Here is a 16494-nt window from a genome sequence, read left to right as displayed (position 1 = left end):
AACCGAAAATATATAAGGCAGTAGCTGACTGGATTGCGTATGCGCTTAAAAGCTTTCCGCAACTTAGGCTATTGACCACCTATTCACGTATGTTCATAGATGTACTGAAGACGTAATTCATTTCATTCCTAACGTCTTCATGCACCGGCGGGCATTACAACGAAATCAATTAGGCTTCTGTAATGCTCCCTAGTTGAGGTAAGGCGTCTAGAAAAGCGTGGCGTTAGGGACAATCATAGGTTTAATGATTTATGTCTTATATACAAATTTAGTCTATATGTGTCGCCCCGACTTTTTTAATGAAATGTCAATGTATAAATGATTCGTTTCACATTTTAATATGGTAAAATATAAATGATTCTATCATAGAAAGGCGTTTAGCATATGAAGCGATTATCTCGAGTGATGATGCCTTTAATAGGTGTATTACTGATATTAGGTGGTTTATATTTAGCATTTCGACCACAAATTGATACGTATTTTACTAAAAAAGAAAATGATAAGAAAATAGAACAATATGAAAGTAATCAAAAAAAAGCAACCGCACCGCAACAAATTGAAATTCCTAAAGATAAATCACAAGTTGCAGGCGTATTGTCCATCCCTTCTGTAGATATTAATGAACCAGTGTATCCAGGGCCAGCAACACCACAACAATTAGAACGAGGTGTCAGTTTTGCAGAAGAACGTGAATCCTTAAGCGATCAAAATATCGCGATTGCAGGTCACACGGATTATGCTTTGAATTATCAGTTTACGAAATTGCACGATGCAAAAAAAGGGGATGACGTCTTCTTTACGGTAGGTAAAGAAAAGCGTAAATACAAAATTACATCAATTAAGGATGTAGACCCATACGCAGTTGAAGTGCTTAATGAAATGAAAAAAGATAAACATCAACTGACGTTAATTACGTGTGATGATTATGATGAAAAAACTGGTAAATGGTTAAAGCGCAGTATCTATGTTGCTGAACAAGTAGCGTAAGTGTATCAAATAAGGGTTGAGACGGTTTGTCTCGACCCTATTTATGTCGTATAAGGAGCGTGTGAAAATGAAACGTTTACTCATTGCACCAGACTCATTTAAAGAAAGTATGTCTGCCCTAGAGGTAGCAAATGCAATTGAACGGGGTTTTAGACGCGTGTTTAACGATACGTGGATGATTGACAAAATACCTATGGCAGATGGTGGTGAGGGCACGTCACAATCATTACATGATGCGTTAAATGGACGGTGGCGCACAGTGACGGTAACCGGTCCTCTTGCTCATCCTGTTGATGCCACATATAGTATAGGGAATAAAGGGCGTACAGCGGTCATTGAAATGGCACAAGCGTCCGGTTTAGAGTTAGTACCGCTACATTTACGAAACCCTTTAATCACGACGACTTACGGAACGGGGGAACTCATCATAGATGCGCTGAATCAAGGCGTCACGCATTTGATTCTTGGTATTGGTGGTAGTGCCACCAATGATGGTGGTGCAGGTTTAATACAAGCTTTAGGTGGACAATTGCGAGATGGCTGTGGAAAAACGATACCCTATGGTGGTGGCGCGCTACAGCAACTTGCTTCAATCGATATCTCGACGTTAGATGAACGGCTCAAAGCAGTGAAAATAGATGTTGCTTGTGATGTTGACAATCCTTTGTTAGGTGACCGTGGTGCAACAGCTGTGTATGGTCCTCAAAAAGGTGCAACATCGGCTCAATGTGAGCAATTAGAACGTGCATTAATGCATTTTAGTAAAATAATTCACAAAACATTAAACAAAGATGTTTCAAATGTTCCAGGAGCAGGCGCAGCAGGTGGTTTAGGCGCAGGGTTGCTCGCAACATTAAACGTTCAACTTAAACCAGGCATCGAAGTGGTACAAGCTGCTACTCAGTTCGAGTCTCATGTGAAAGCTTGTGATCTTGTGGTAACGGGTGAAGGAAAGATAGATGGTCAATCCATTTATGGCAAAACACCTATAGGCGTGGCCAAAGTGGCACAAGCACATCACAAGCCAGTCATCGCAGTGGCAGGGACGCTAGGTGAAGGATATGAAGCGGTGTATGAACATGGTATCGATGCCGTCTTTTCAATTGCGTCTCGACCAATGCCATTGTCAGATGCGTTATCTAGAGGACCAGAATTACTAGAACGATGGGCATTTGATATGGCTCAGGTGCTAAGTTTAAAAACATAAACAATATTATCGTTTCGCTTTAGTTAATAACTTTTCAATATGCAAATGATACGATAAAGTAATCGCCTTCAAAACACATCAGTGGATGTCGTTTGAAGGCGATTTTTAACGATTGTGCAATTATTTCGTTTCAGTTTCGCTTTGTTGAACTTTAGGGAACAATACATGATTTTCTAAATGTACATGATCATGTGTTTCTTTTTCTAACGCTTCAAGACGCGTATACACTAATCTCCATGTACCGCATGCTTCCATAGGGGGTTGGTAGTCATTTGTAAGACGACGCATGTGTTCTAATTTAGCACCTGCACCTGTATGATCATCGACAAGCGACTGAATTGCTGCATCAAGATGTTCGACGTGCTGTCCTTGATGCGCCTCAACAAGTTTTGGAAATGCTTGATGATCTTCTTCATCCGTATGGGTAAGCATTGCAGCTTTAAAATCATCATAAACCTCTTTTAATTCAACTAAGTGAGGATGATTAGGTCCATGTACTCGTGCTAATTTTGTCACGTAAGGCGTTAGTTGTTTGAATTCTTCTTTTAACGTTTCGTGATAGCGTGCTTGAATATATTGCACAAGTGAAGGTACATCTAAGTAACTAGGGTTAATACCCTCTCCTTGTAAATGGCTTGCAGCTTCGAGTTTATCCATTAATTCGGGTAGTTCTATACGCTTGGCTTGGGTAGCAGCCTCTTCAATTGAAACTTGGCCTCCGCAACAAAAATCTATACCATATTGACGAAATACGTCTGCTGTTTTAGGGTATTTCGTCACAACGTCAGCAACACGTTCTTGTGCTTGAATCATGAGATATCTTCCTTTCTTCATTATGTTATCTATAGTTTAAAATTTTTGGCATAATAGCACTATTAGGGAAATATCTATAATCATTGTGGAAAAAGGCTTATTTTGTAAATTAAGCGTACGCATAGTAAACGATTAAAAATAAAAAACTTTTAATTAACATGAATGATTTTAATTGAAGATTGTGATAAGATAACGAAAGAGGTTTGTAAACGCTTACATTCCGTCGTTACATCTTTTTTCAAAGGGGTAATATAGTCTTAGTACATATATTTTATGGGAAGAGATGTATGTATAGGGTACGAGCGATCACACAAAGGAGGAATGGAAATGATTTTTGAACGAATGGAGCAAGCAGATTACGAGCAATTGGTGTTTTGTCATGATAAGGCGAGTGGTTTAAAAGCGATTATTTGTATTCATGACTCTACACTCGGACCAGCTTTAGGAGGATGTCGTTTTTGGAATTATCAATCAGAAGAGGACGCAATTGTTGATGTTATGCGTCTTGCGAAGGGCATGACGTATAAAAATGCTGCGGCTGGACTGAATCTAGGTGGTGCCAAAACAGTTGTAATCGGTAATCCCAAAACGGATAAATCAGAAGCTTTTTTTAGAGCTTTAGGGCGTTATATTAATAGCCTTGATGGCCGTTATATTACTGCAGAGGATGTGGGTACAACGGTTGAAGATATGGATATGATTTTTCAAGAGACACCTTATGTTTGTGGTGTAAGTGAATCTTACGGTTCTAGTGGAAACCCTAGTCCGATGACTGCATTAGGTGTCTATTATGCGATGAAACGTACAGCTAAAGAAGTGTTTGGTACCGATCATTTAGAAGGTAAGACTGTTGCGGTTCAAGGCGTCGGTAATGTCGCTTATCATATGTGTAAGTTTTTACATGAAGAAGGCGCATCACTCATTGTAACGGACATTAATGAAGAGGCAGTACAACGCGCTGTAGATGCCTTTGGTGCCAAAGCTGTTCACATCGATGACATTTATAGTGTGGATGCGGATATCTTCGCACCATGTGCACTGGGTGGTATCCTGAATAGTGAAACGATCCCAACATTAAAAGTTAAAATGATTTGTGGTAGTGCGAATAACCAATTACTTGAGGACGATACACATGGTCAAATGTTAAAAGATCGTGGTATTTTATATGCACCAGATTTTGTAGTTAACAGCGGTGGTGTGATTAATGTTGCCGATGAATTAAATGGTTACAATCGTGAACGTGCTACAAAAAAAGTTCAAGGTGTCTATGATCAAATGGATAAAATTTTTACGATTGCGAAGGAACAGGATATCTTGCCTTTACAAGCAGCTGAACATTTAGCTGAAGCACGTATAGAAGCAATGATGCGTGTGCATAGTAAATTCTCTGCAAAACCTAACAATCAAATTAATCGCTAATACAGAAAATATTAAGTTTCAAATTTACTAGAAAATCAGTTGAAAGTGTGTCAACAAAGGCACACTTTTTTTAATTCGTATATTTGTGATAAAATTCACAAAAGGTCTATTGAATTTTTCTGAATTTTACTTTACGCTACATAGTATACATCGTATGCATTCGCGATAGAATAGACAGCATTAAGTGTCTAAATACATAGACGATGAGAAAGGGGAATGCAGATGGAAACAACGGAGAAAAAGATGACCTTTAAAACGTTTAGTTTTAATGTATTAAATGGTTTAGCGGTCGCCATTGTGGCAGGTTTAATACCGAATGCGGTATTAGGTGGATTGTTTAAATATTTAAGTCAGTATGCGGATATTTTCAACACATTGTTTTATGTTGTCATGGGTATTCAATTTATGCTCCCGATGATGGTGGGCGTGCTTATTGCCATACAATTTAAATTATCTGCACTGGCAACAGTGATTGTAGGCGCTGCATCATATGTTGGTTCAGGTGCCGCAAAAGTCACTGAAACAGGGTGGCAAATCGTCGGTATCGGTGATTTAATCAACACAATGATTACAGCCGCTTTAGCTGTGTTACTTGTCTTATGGTTAGAAGATCGTTTAGGAAGTTTGAAAATTATCTTATTGCCTATCCTTGTAGGTTGTATTCCTGGTCTTTTTGGTGTTTTTACACTTCCATATGTCAGCAAGATAACGTTAGCCATTGGGGAATTAATTAATACGTTCACGACGCTTCAACCGGTACTGATGTGTATATTAATTGCAGTTTTATTTTCATTTATTATCGTATCACCAGTATCAACAGTCGCAGTAGGTTTGGCTATCGGAATTTCTGGAATGGCAGCAGGTGCAGCAACAATCGGGGTTGCGACAACGGGCATAGTGTTATTTTTATGTACATTGAAAGTGAACAAAATTGGAGTACCGATTGCAATTTTGTTAGGTGCTATGAAAATGATGATGACCAACGTGATTCGTTATCCGATTATGTTATTGCCTATTGGCTTATCTGCCGCATGTGCTGGCGCTGCTGGAGGCATTATTGGTATTGTAGGTACGAAAGAAGCAGCCGGTTTTGGCTTGGTTGGTCTTGTAGGACCGATTAAAGCGATAGAAATGTTAGATGGCCCAGTAGCGATAAATATCTTTTTAGTGGCTTTGGTATTTGTTATTATACCAGGGGTTGTAGGGTTTATTTTAAACTTAATATTCACAAAAGTATTGAAACTCTACTCGAATGATATTTATAAATTTTTAGCAGCAGAAGAAACGAAATCATAATAAAAGAGGTTGGGATATAAATTATTAAACTTTTGATTGTCCCTAACGCCTCGCTTTTCTAGGCGCCTTACCTCAACTAATTTTGAGAGCAAAAATCCAGGAGATTTTTGCTCTCAAAATGGATTTTCGGTTGCGGCTTAATGCCTCAGAAGTCTCGGCTAAGGGATCAATCACAATTCATCATAGTGTCCATCAATACGTCAAAATTTAATAATATAGATAAGTAATAGCCAGCAAAGTTTCATGTAAATGAATTTTGTTGGCTTATTTTTGTTATGTCTCAGCCACTTTCCTATGTGCATATTGTGATCTATGAGTCGCGTTATACGCATTAAATTGATAAATCCTATGCACGGTCATGAGCAAGATGTCTAAGCGTAGAGGTTATCATCAATTAAAAGTCGTCACAATTTAATGGCTGAATGGCATCAAAAACTTTTATATAGAAAAAGCCCGGAACCATTTGTCTATGCTTCCGGGCGAATCATTAAAGGAGTGATGTTAGTATTTTACTTTTTGTGTACACAAACTAGGGGGAGGGTAAATCCTAGTTTGTATGGACGCAAGATGAATTACTTGGCTAAAGATTTCATCGACGCAGTCCCTTTGAATTGAATAAGATCATAGGCTTTCTGAACGTCTTCATCTGTTGGGGGCGCAACAGATGAGAGTTGATATGGAACGCCAAGTGCTTGCCATTTATGCACGCCGAGTTCATGGTAAGGGAGTATTTCGAACTTTTCGACGTTATCAAGTGAATTAATAAACGCACCTAATTTTTTCAAGTCTTCAGGGGCATCTGTCAGACCTGGGACAAGTACATGACGAATCCAAATAGGTTGATTGTGTGCATTCAAATATTGAATGAATTTCAATATAGGCTTATTTGACTTTCCTGTTAAATGCCGGTGTTTGTCGTCATCGATGTGTTTAATATCAACCATAAACAAATCAGTATGTTGGCGTAACGTTTCAAAATGTTTCTTAAATGCATCTGTATCATTGGCACAGCCTAAAGAAGTATCGACACAGGTGTGAATGCCATGTTCATGACACAGTTTGAATAATTCAGTAATAAACGGCATTTGAAGTAGGGGCTCTCCACCGCTTACCGTTACACCACCACCAGAACTTTGAAAGTAGGGAAGATAAGGCGTGATCTCATGAATAAGCTCATCTGCTGTTGCTCGTCGTGAGGGGGTGTTCACTTTCCAGGTGTCAGGGTTATGACAGTATAAGCAGCGCAGCAAACATCCTTGTAAAAATAGGATATAGCGTAGGCCTGGACCATCTACTGTTCCTAGACTTTCTACTGAATGAATATGTCCTTGAATCATTGATATCTCCCCGTTTTCAAAAGCGTTAGTTAAAATTTAGCGTTAGTTAAAATTTGTGTTACATAGACTCGTGGAATGTTCTTGAAATGACATCAAGTTGTTGTTCACGTGTCAATTTAATAAAGTTTACTGCGTAACCAGAAACACGTACTGTAAGTTGTGGGTATTCTTCTGGATGCTCCATTGCATCTAGTAATGTTTCACGGTTAAATACGTTAATGTTTAAGTGATGACCATGTTGCATCGCATAACCATCTAAAATACTTACTAAGTTTTGTTGTTGCGTATCGTCTTCTTTACCTAATGATTTAGGAACGATACTAAATGTGTTCGAAATACCATCTTTACAACAATCGTATGGTAATTTTGCTACGGATGATAATGAAGCAAGTGCACCGTGTTCATCACGACCATGCATTGGGTTCGCACCAGGTGCAAATGGTTCGCCTGCTTTACGACCGTCTGGTGTGTTACCTGTTTTCTTACCATATACGACGTTAGATGTGATTGTTAATACACTCATAGTATGTTCAGACTCACGGTATGTTTTGTGCTTACGTAATTTTCTCATGAAGCTTTCAACAAGTTGAACAGCAATGTCATCTACACGTGAATCGTTGTTACCATATTTTGGATATTCGCCAGTTGTTTCGAAGTCAACAACTAAGCCATTTTCATCACGAATTGTTTTTACAGTTCCATATTTGATTGCTGATAATGAGTCAGCAGCTACTGACAGACCCGCGATACCTGTTGCCATTGTACGGTGAACATCTGTATCGTGAAGTGCCATTTCAATACGTTCATAGCTGTATTTATCATGCATATAGTGAATGACGTTAAGTGAGTTAATGTAAACACCAGCAAGCCATTCCATCATTTCATCAAAGCGTGCATAGACTTCATCATAATCTAACACTTCTGACTCGATGGCTTTGAAGTTCGGTGCAACTTGTTGACCTGATTTTTCATCTTTACCACCGTTAATCGCATACAGTAATGTTTTCGCAAGGTTGGCACGTGCTCCAAAGAATTGCATTTGTTTACCAATTCGCATTGCTGATACACAACATGCGATACCGTAGTCATCACCATAGCTTTCACGCATTAAATCATCATTCTCATATTGGATAGAACTTGTTTTAATACTCATTTTTGTACAGTACTTTTTGAAGTTCTCTGGTAAGCGAGTTGACCATAATACAGTTAAGTTTGGTTCAGGTGCTGGGCCTAAGTTATCAAGTGAATGTAAGAAACGGAAAGAGTTTTTCGTTACCATTGCACGACCGTCTAAACCAACACCACCAATCGATTCAGTTACCCAAGTTGGATCGCCTGAGAATAACTCATTGTAATCTGGTGTACGTGCGAATTTTACAAGACGTAATTTCATAATGAAATGGTCGATAATCTCTTGAACTTCAGACTCAGTAATCGTACCATTGTCTAAATCACGTTGAGCATAAATGTCTAAGAATGTTGACGTACGACCAAGACTCATCGCAGCACCGTTTTGTTCTTTAATTGCAGCAAGATAAGCAAGGTATAACCATTGAACGGCTTCCTTGAAGTTTTCAGCTGGACGGCTTAAGTCAAAACCGTAGATATTACCTAATTCTTTTAATTCTTTTAAAGAGCGGTATTGTTCAGACAATTCCTCACGTAAACGGATGATATCTTCTGACATTGTCGTTGATAGATTTTCAAAGTCTTTTTGTTTCTCAGCCATTAAGAAATCTACACCGTAGAGTGCGACACGACGGTAGTCGCCAATAATACGACCACGGCCATAAGCATCTGGTAATCCAGTAATAATTCCTGCTTTACGACATGCTAACATTTCTTTAGAGTATGCATCGAACACACCTTGGTTATGTGTTTTACGATAGTCAGTGAAAATACGTTCAGTTTCTTTATCTAATTCATAGCCATATGCTTCGCAAGCCGCTTTAGCCATACGAATACCACCAAAAGGTTGCATTGAACGTTTGAATGGCTTTTCAGTTTGTACCCCAACAATTTGTTCAAGCGATTCATTTAAGTAACCTGCGTCATGCGATGTAATTGAAGATGGAATTTTTGTATCCATATCCCACATGCCACCACGTTCACGTTCTTCTTTTGAGAGTGTCATGACTTGGTCCCAAAGTTGTTTTGTAGCTTCTGTAGGGCCTTCTAAAAATGAGTCATCACCTGTATAGCCTGTGAAGTTCAGTTGTATGAAATCACGGACATCAACACGATGAGACCAGAGTCCCGTCTTAAAACCTTTCCAAGCATTTGTTTGTGTTTTCGCTTCATAAATCATGATCAAACCTCCATTGTTCATCATTTCACAATCAGTATATCAACTCATGTGAAATATATCACGTAAATTTTGAAAGCGTTTGCGCATTGTCATTATTTGTATATATTTTGTATATAAAACTGACACAATTGTTTTTTAATATTGGTATTTGTATTTTTAGGAAGTACATTCAAAACAATTAAATGATTGTGCGAGTTTAAAAGTCTTGAAATTTTTTAACATTTAAATAGGAAAAAAGAAGTTCTAATTATATAGAGAGGCATCGACATCACTATACTCACAATGTGCTTTTAAATGATAAGCATATCATGTGTGATGTCTCTCACTTTGTTATACCATGGCATTATCAAATGATTGGAGGTTATCGATATGGGAAAAACATTTGTACTTGGTGCGAATGGCGGTGTTGGACGCCATCTCGTGCAATTGTTGAAAGAGAACCACCAAGATTTTACTGCAGGTGTACGACAAGCATCTCAAAAAGAAGCTTTAGAAGTAAAGGGGATAAAAGCGACACAGATTGATGTAGAGCATGACAGTATAGAAACATTGCAATCAAAACTTGAAGGATATGATCAAGTCGTATTTTCCGTAGGTTCTGGCGGCAAAACGGGTGCTGATAAAACCATTGCTGTCGATTTAGATGGGGCTGTTAAAGTGATAAAAGCATGTGAAGATGCAAACATCTCTCATTTTGTCATGGTTTCTACTTGGGATTCTCGACGTGAAGCGATTGATGCTGGTGGTGATTTAAAACCATATACAATTGCAAAACATTATGCAGATGATTATTTAAGACGTAGTCACATTACAGCGACAATTGTGCACCCAGGTGGCTTAACAAACGCGCAAGGCAGTGGGAGTGTAAGTATAGCATCATTATTTGAAAAACCAGATAAACGCGAAATTTCACGGGAAAATGTAGCACGTGTACTGTTTGAAATCATTACGCAATCAAAACATCAAGGAAAAGAATTTCAAGTTCTTGATGGTGACCAACCTGTGGGAGAAGCTTTAGATAACATACACGTTTAGTGTCTTTTCTGAGAAGACACTAAAGATGTATGTATATACAGAATAACCTATGATGATCGTTTTTATGCTTCATCAGGCTATTCTGTATTTTTTTAGGATAATGACCATCTGTAAACAACAATTTTTTAAAAAAGTTTATTGAATTTCTTTATTGCGTTAAATAGCTTTAAATCCCTTGATACGACTGATATACATGCAGTTCTTGTATATTAAAAACACACTAGTATTCTTATTTAATTATGTTCCGCCACGCATATTGTTATTGACAAAATTGTCTGACAAATATGATAATTAATGTTAATAACATCAAATATGAGAAGGGGGAACGCGAATGAAAGCGAAACTGAATGTGTTTGTAATGATTATTGCGTGCTTAGTTTTAGTGTTAAGTGCGTGCGGTAAGGGTGATTCTGGATCAGGTGAGACGAAGAGTAAAACAGGGAAAAGTGATGCAAAAGGTGGCACACTAAACGTAGGTTTGGCTGCAGCGCCTGAAGGGAATTTTCAATCTGTTTTTGCAGGTTCAACAAGTGACTCTGATGTTATTAGTTATTTTAATGATAGTCTTGTTGAATTTGACAAAGAATTAAACATTAAACCTAAGATTTTGTCGTGGGAACAAAAAAAAGGTGACGATCTTACATATAAGTTTAAAGTGAAAAAAGGTATTAAATGGCATGATGGCAATGATTTTACAATTAACGACTGGCTATTTACATTAGAAACAATTGCGGATCCAGATTATGATGGCCCACGTTATAACGGGGTCGAAATCATTGAAGGGGCAGATGCAAAACATAAGGGTGAAGCAAATTCGATTTCTGGAATTAAAAAGATTGATGACTATACGGCTGAAATTAAATTTAAAGAACATAAAGCCAATAATTTACTTGAATTATGGACGAGCGCACCATTAAGTGAAAAGATTTTTAAAGATATCCCTGTAAAAGAAATGGGTAAATCTGAGGCTGTACGTAAAAATCCAATTGGTATCGGACCATACAAAGTGAAGAAAATTGTTGATGGCGAGTCTGTTGAGTTAGAAAAGTTTAAAGACTATTGGCAAGGTGAACCTAAGCTTGACAAAGTTAATTTACGTGTGATTGAACAAACGACGATGACACAAGCGTTAGAAAAAGGTGAAATTGATATGGCACAAGTGACGGCACCTATCGCAAAAGAAATTAAAGATAATGGTGCTGAAGGGGTCAACTTATTAGAATCGCCATCTACGTCATATGCGATTATCGGTTTTGTATTACATGATTATGATAAGAAAACTCAAACAATTGGAAAAGAACGTCCGAAATATCAAGATAAAAAATTACGTCAAGCGATGGCACATGCGATTAACCGTAAAGAGTGGATTGATGCATTTTTCTATGGCTATGGTAAGCCGTTAAATGGTTTAATTCCTTCTTCTCATTGGAGTGGTGCTAAAGAAGGTGACGTTCACGAATATAACTATGATGTTAAAAAAGCGAAAAAGCTTTTAGATGAAGCGGGTTATAAGGATAAGGATAAAGACGGATGGCGTGAAGGACCAGATGGTAAACCATTTGTTGTAAACTTAAAACATTATGCTGGTTCAAATCCAACATTTGAACCACGTACGGCTGCTATCAAAGGATATTGGGAAAAAGTAGGCTTAAAAACGAAAACTGAAATGGTAGAATTTGGTAAGTTTGGACAGGATTTAGAGAATTCAACGAAAGATATGGAGTCATATTTTAGAAGTTGGCAACAAGGGGCAGATCCTGATCCATCTGGACTTTATAAATCTACAGCGCTGTGGAATGAATCTCGTTATAACAATCCAAAAGCAGACAAATTATTAAAAGAAGCATTGGATACGAAAGTTGTCGGAGATGACAAAGAGAAACGTAAAGCCAAATATTTAGAATGGCAAAAAATCATGGCTGAAGACGTACCAGTCATTCCAATCGCTGAATTAAAAGATATTACAGCGGTGAACGATAAAGTGAAAAACGTTGAAGTTGGTTTAAATGGTTCGAACCCAATTTATGAGTGGACAGTTGAAAAGGATAAGTAATACCAAACAAACGGATTGGGCGTATTGAGCGCTCAATCCATTTGTATATCTACAAACATGTAATAATCGAAATAATCTAATGAGCAACACATACGTAAAACTTGCACAAAAGGGGGGATCTAATGATGACAGAGAAGCATCTATTAGAGGTTAAAAATTTAAGTACAGGTTTTGATATTAATGGTAAGAACTATAACGCGATTTCCAAGGTGAGTTTAACTTTAAAACGTGGTGAAGTCATGGGCATTGTCGGCGAATCAGGTTCAGGTAAATCCGTACTGAGCATGTCTATTCTACGTTTACTTCCAGATAAAATAGGCTCGATTAATGAAGGTGAAGTGTATTACAAAGGAAAGCGGATTGATAATATACCGATGACAGAATTAAATCAAATTCGTGGCAAAGAACTTGCAATGATATTTCAAGAACCGATGACATCTTTAAATCCAGTGTTTACCATTGGAAATCAACTGATTGAAATGATGGTTTTACATTTGAAGATTTCAAAAAAAGAAGCGGAATCAAGAGCAATTGAATTGTTAAAGCAAGTGGGCATTCCACGTGCTGATAAAGTCATTCATGAATATCCACATCAACTGTCAGGAGGTATGCGCCAACGTGTCATGATAGCGATGGCAATATCTTGTGAACCTGAATTATTAATTGCAGATGAACCAACGACAGCGCTAGATGTAACGGTACAGGCTCAAATTTTAGAATTGCTTAAAAAAATTCAGAGTGAAACAAATATGGGCATTATCTTTATTTCACATGATTTAGGTGTGATTTCAGAAATATGTGACACAGTGGCTGTTATGTATGCGGGGAAAATTGTTGAACGTGCTCCTGTTAAAGATATTTTTAAAACACCCAAACATCCTTATACAAAATTGTTGTTAAAAGCAATTCCACGTTTAGATCAAAAACAAGACCGATTAGAGACGATCAAAGGGACGGTTCCTAATTTAGATGAACTTCCAGAGGTGGGGTGTAGTTTTGCGAACCGATGCCCATATGCGATGCCGTCTTGTACGGCCGTAAATCTTAAAACAAGTGTGATTAATGCGTCACACAAAGTGTCTTGTCATTTGTACGATGAAGCGGTGATGCGTAAGGAGGGGAAAGTGAATGTCTAATGACTATGTTTTAGAAGTAAAAGACTTAAAACAGTACTATCCAATCAAAGGGGGAGTGTTTCAACGTAAAATCGGTGAAGTGAAAGCTGTCGATGGCATTTCATTTAATGTTAAAAAGGGGCAAACAGTTGGCCTTGTAGGGGAGTCTGGTTGTGGAAAATCATCAGCAGGACGCACCATTTTACGGTTACAAAATGTGACATCAGATGAAATTCATTTTTGTGGTAAGGATATTACAAAACTTCGTGGGAAAGCATTACGCGAAGCGCGCAAAGGGTTCCAAATGGTTTTCCAGGATCCATATGCGTCATTAAATCCTATGCAAATGGTTGGCGATATTGTTGGAGAACCTATTCGTAACTTTTATAAAAAATCACAAAAAGAAATTGAACGTGAAGTGAAAGATTTATTATTACGTGTTGGTTTGAATGAGCAGGCGTACTATAAATATGCGCACGAGTTTTCAGGCGGTCAGCGTCAACGTGTTGGTATCGCACGCGCCTTAGCTTTAAAACCGAAACTTATCATTGCGGATGAACCTGTCAGTGCGTTGGATGTATCTGTACAATCACAAGTGTTAAACATTATGGATGAACTTCAAGAAGAATTTGGTTTGAGTTATTTGTTTATCGCACATGATTTGAGTGTGGTGAAACACGTGAGTGATTATATATGTGTAATGTATCTAGGACATATTGTCGAACAAGGACCAGCCGATGATATATATAATCATCCACAACATCCGTATACACAGTCTTTAATTTCAGCTATTCCGGAAATTAAACCTGGAGAAAAGAAAGAGCGTATTCTTTTGCAAGGAGACCTACCATCACCGAGTGACCCACCTAAAGGATGTCCTTTTCATACGCGATGTCCCGTTGCAAAACCGGAATGCGCAAAGCAAAAACCTGCTTACCGTGTAGTAGGGGAAGAACATTATGCAGCATGTATTCTTTTAGAGGATGAGGTGATGGTGAAATGACAACTTTAATTATTAGACGTTTTTTATTAATGATCCCGCTTTTGATAGGGATGTCGATTGTTATCTTTGTACTTGCAAAATTACAACCTGGTGATGCGTTTACAGGACAAATGAATCCTAATATAGATGCGAAGTATTATGAAGAACAACGTGAAAAGTTAGGGTTTAATGAACCCATTCACATCCAATATTTAAAATGGGGAGAAAATGTTCTAAAAGGGGAACTCGGCGATTCCATTCGATATAAACGTCCAGTCATGGACTTAATCAAAGAACGTATGCCGAATACTGTTTTGTTAGGTGTTACAAGTATCGTGATTACATATCTTGTCGCTTTTCCACTAGGTATACTATCTGGACGGAAACCGTATAGTGGACTGGACTATGGTGTTCAGTTTTTGAATTATTTAATGCTTGCGATTCCGTCTTTTGTGGCAGGGGTTTTTGCTATTTACATTTTCGCATTTCAACTCGGCTGGTTTCCGTTTTCAGGTTCCGTCGCAATTGGACTTGAAGAAGGCTCATTCGCTTACTACATGAGTAAGTTATACCATGCGATATTACCTGGTACGGTATTAGGGTTACTTTCTACCGCAAGTTATGTACAATTTTTAAGAAATGACATTATTGAAAATTCACGAAAAGATTATATTCGTACAGCGCGAGCGAAAGGGCTTTCAGAATCTAAAATTTACAATAAGCACATTTTACGAAACTCTATCATTCCTATAGTGACATTTTTTGGTGCCGATGTCCTATCCGTTTTTGGTGGTGCAGTCATAACTGAAACGATATTCTCATATCCAGGAATTGGTAAATTATTAATCGATTCTATTGGAGGGAAAGATTATCCATTAATGATGGCACTGCTCCTATTTTTCTCATTTTTAGGTTTACTCGCAAATCTGATATCGGATATTACGTATAGTATTGTAGATCCGAGAATTAAGAGTAATTAGGAGGGGTATTATGGCTGAAAAAATTAAAGTTAAAAATCGTTCACCGTTAGCCATTGCGCGCCAAAAGTTTTTGAAAAATAAACCTGCGATGGCAGCGAGTATTATTTTAATATTAATATTCTTTATTTCTTTAATCGCACCATTTATCGCTCCTTTTGATCCGAACTTACAAAATTTAGTTATGATTAAAAGCGATATGTCAGCACAACATTGGTTAGGGACAGATTCAGGTGGTCGTGATATCTTCAGTCGCTTGTTATATTCTGGCCGTGTTTCCTTATTATTTGGTCTGGTTACGACAATTGGTCTTATGATTATCGGGGTACTGATTGGTATGATTTCTGGATATTACGGTGGTTGGGTTGATACGATACTGATGCGTTTTACAGAATTTGTAATGTTATTCCCATTTATTCCATTCGCTGTGGTATTAAATGCAACGTTCAGTGGCAAAATCGAAAACCAATATGGATCTGCCATTGTACTTGCTGCTGTATTAATCGCATTATCGTGGGTAGGTGTTGCGCGTATTGTACGTGGTAAAGTAATGCAAGAGAAAGAAAATGAATACTTTTTAGCAGCGCAATCTATTGGTACACCTGTTTTCAAAATTTTATTTAAGCATTTGCTACCAAACATATTAAGTGTCATTATCGTTCAAGCCACGTTACTATTTGCAGTACAAATTGTAGCAGAGGCTGGTTTGAGTTTCCTAGGTTTCGGTATCGACAAAACCGTTCCAACGTGGGGGAATATGTTAAGCGATGCGCAAGAAGGGGATATTTTAAGAGGAAAGCCATGGATATGGATGCCACCAGCACTAGCCATTACAACAACCATCTTATGTATTAATTTTATTGGTGAAGGATTAAAAGATGCTTTAAATCCAAAATCCAGACGATAATGTTACAAAGCACATTGAGACGCTTTGCTTGAAATCAAAAGTGACGTATTTACGTTTT

Annotated in this window: 13 protein-coding genes; 10 read left to right on the top strand and 3 right to left on the bottom strand. The window is 37.8% G+C overall.

The features are described from left to right. Positions 1-384: 384 nt before the first annotated feature. Both srtA and CD172_RS05170 read left to right on the top strand, forming a co-directional pair. Positions 385-987, top strand: a complete 603-nt coding sequence (gene srtA, locus CD172_RS05175; RefSeq protein ID WP_060551757.1) for a class A sortase SrtA — start codon at positions 385-387, stop codon at positions 985-987. Between the two features lie 67 nt (positions 988-1054). Further along, positions 1055-2194 carry a glycerate kinase family protein gene (locus CD172_RS05170; protein ID WP_103345665.1) on the top strand — a complete coding sequence of 380 codons (1140 nt, stop codon included), beginning with the start codon at positions 1055-1057 and terminating at the stop codon, positions 2192-2194. 120 nt (positions 2195-2314) lie between these two features. Here CD172_RS05170 and scdA read toward each other — a convergent pair whose 3' ends face one another. After that, positions 2315-3007 (bottom strand): iron-sulfur cluster repair di-iron protein ScdA, encoded by a 693-nt coding sequence (gene scdA, locus CD172_RS05165; protein WP_103345664.1) that lies wholly within the window; start codon positions 3005-3007, stop codon positions 2315-2317. A 327-nt stretch (positions 3008-3334) separates the two neighbouring features. Here scdA and CD172_RS05160 point away from each other — a divergent pair, with 327 nt between their 5' ends. Both CD172_RS05160 and CD172_RS05155 read left to right on the top strand, forming a co-directional pair. Beyond that, the gene (locus CD172_RS05160) at positions 3335-4426 is read left to right on the top strand and encodes a Glu/Leu/Phe/Val family dehydrogenase (protein WP_103345663.1); all 1092 of its coding nucleotides are present in this window, start codon (positions 3335-3337) and stop codon (positions 4424-4426) included. Positions 4427-4648: 222 nt separating this feature from the next. After that, the gene (locus CD172_RS05155; RefSeq protein ID WP_060551753.1) at positions 4649-5722 is read left to right on the top strand and encodes a PTS sugar transporter subunit IIC; all 1074 of its coding nucleotides are present in this window, start codon (positions 4649-4651) and stop codon (positions 5720-5722) included. 572 nt (positions 5723-6294) lie between these two features. Here CD172_RS05155 and pflA read toward each other — a convergent pair. Together pflA and pflB are read right to left on the bottom strand one after the other, a co-directional pair. Continuing rightward, positions 6295-7059, bottom strand: coding sequence for a pyruvate formate-lyase-activating protein (gene pflA, locus CD172_RS05150; protein ID WP_060551752.1), 765 nt, complete (start codon positions 7057-7059; stop codon positions 6295-6297). A 58-nt stretch (positions 7060-7117) separates the two neighbouring features. Then, a complete protein-coding gene (gene pflB / locus CD172_RS05145) occupies positions 7118-9367 on the bottom strand; it encodes a formate C-acetyltransferase (RefSeq protein WP_037567779.1) in 2250 nt (749 codons plus the stop codon). 369 nt (positions 9368-9736) lie between these two features. On the opposite strand from pflB, the gene CD172_RS05140 reads away from it, so the two are divergent. The 6 genes from CD172_RS05140 to opp4C all read left to right on the top strand — a co-directional run bounded on the left by CD172_RS05140 (position 9737) and on the right by opp4C (position 16436). Then, positions 9737-10402: an SDR family oxidoreductase gene (locus tag CD172_RS05140; protein WP_103345662.1), complete on the top strand. Its 666-nt coding sequence runs from the start codon at positions 9737-9739 to the stop codon at positions 10400-10402. Between the two features lie 331 nt (positions 10403-10733). After that, positions 10734-12455, top strand: coding sequence for an oligopeptide ABC transporter substrate-binding protein (gene opp4A / locus CD172_RS05135; RefSeq protein WP_103345661.1), 1722 nt, complete (start codon positions 10734-10736; stop codon positions 12453-12455). 125 nt (positions 12456-12580) lie between these two features. Continuing rightward, the gene (locus CD172_RS05130; protein ID WP_103345683.1) at positions 12581-13591 is read left to right on the top strand and encodes an ABC transporter ATP-binding protein; all 1011 of its coding nucleotides are present in this window, start codon (positions 12581-12583) and stop codon (positions 13589-13591) included. Beyond that, positions 13584-14573, top strand: a complete 990-nt coding sequence (locus CD172_RS05125) for an ABC transporter ATP-binding protein (RefSeq protein WP_103345660.1) — start codon at positions 13584-13586, stop codon at positions 14571-14573. Before CD172_RS05130 ends, CD172_RS05125 begins: the two co-directional genes overlap by 8 nt. Beyond that, entirely contained in the window at positions 14570-15532 is a 963-nt protein-coding gene (opp4B, locus tag CD172_RS05120; protein ID WP_103345659.1) for an oligopeptide ABC transporter permease, read from the top strand. The genes CD172_RS05125 and opp4B overlap by 4 nt, the downstream gene beginning before the upstream one ends. Before the next feature lie 10 nt (positions 15533-15542). After that, positions 15543-16436, top strand: a complete 894-nt coding sequence (gene opp4C / locus CD172_RS05115; RefSeq protein ID WP_103345658.1) for an oligopeptide ABC transporter permease — start codon at positions 15543-15545, stop codon at positions 16434-16436. Positions 16437-16494 lie beyond the last annotated feature (58 nt).

It is taken from the genome of Staphylococcus agnetis, assembly GCF_002901865.1.
In the GTDB taxonomy this organism is placed as follows: Bacteria; Bacillota; Bacilli; order Staphylococcales; family Staphylococcaceae; genus Staphylococcus; species Staphylococcus agnetis.
Note: the sequence above shows the minus strand (reverse complement) of the source record. Positions and strands in the feature narration are given on the sequence as shown.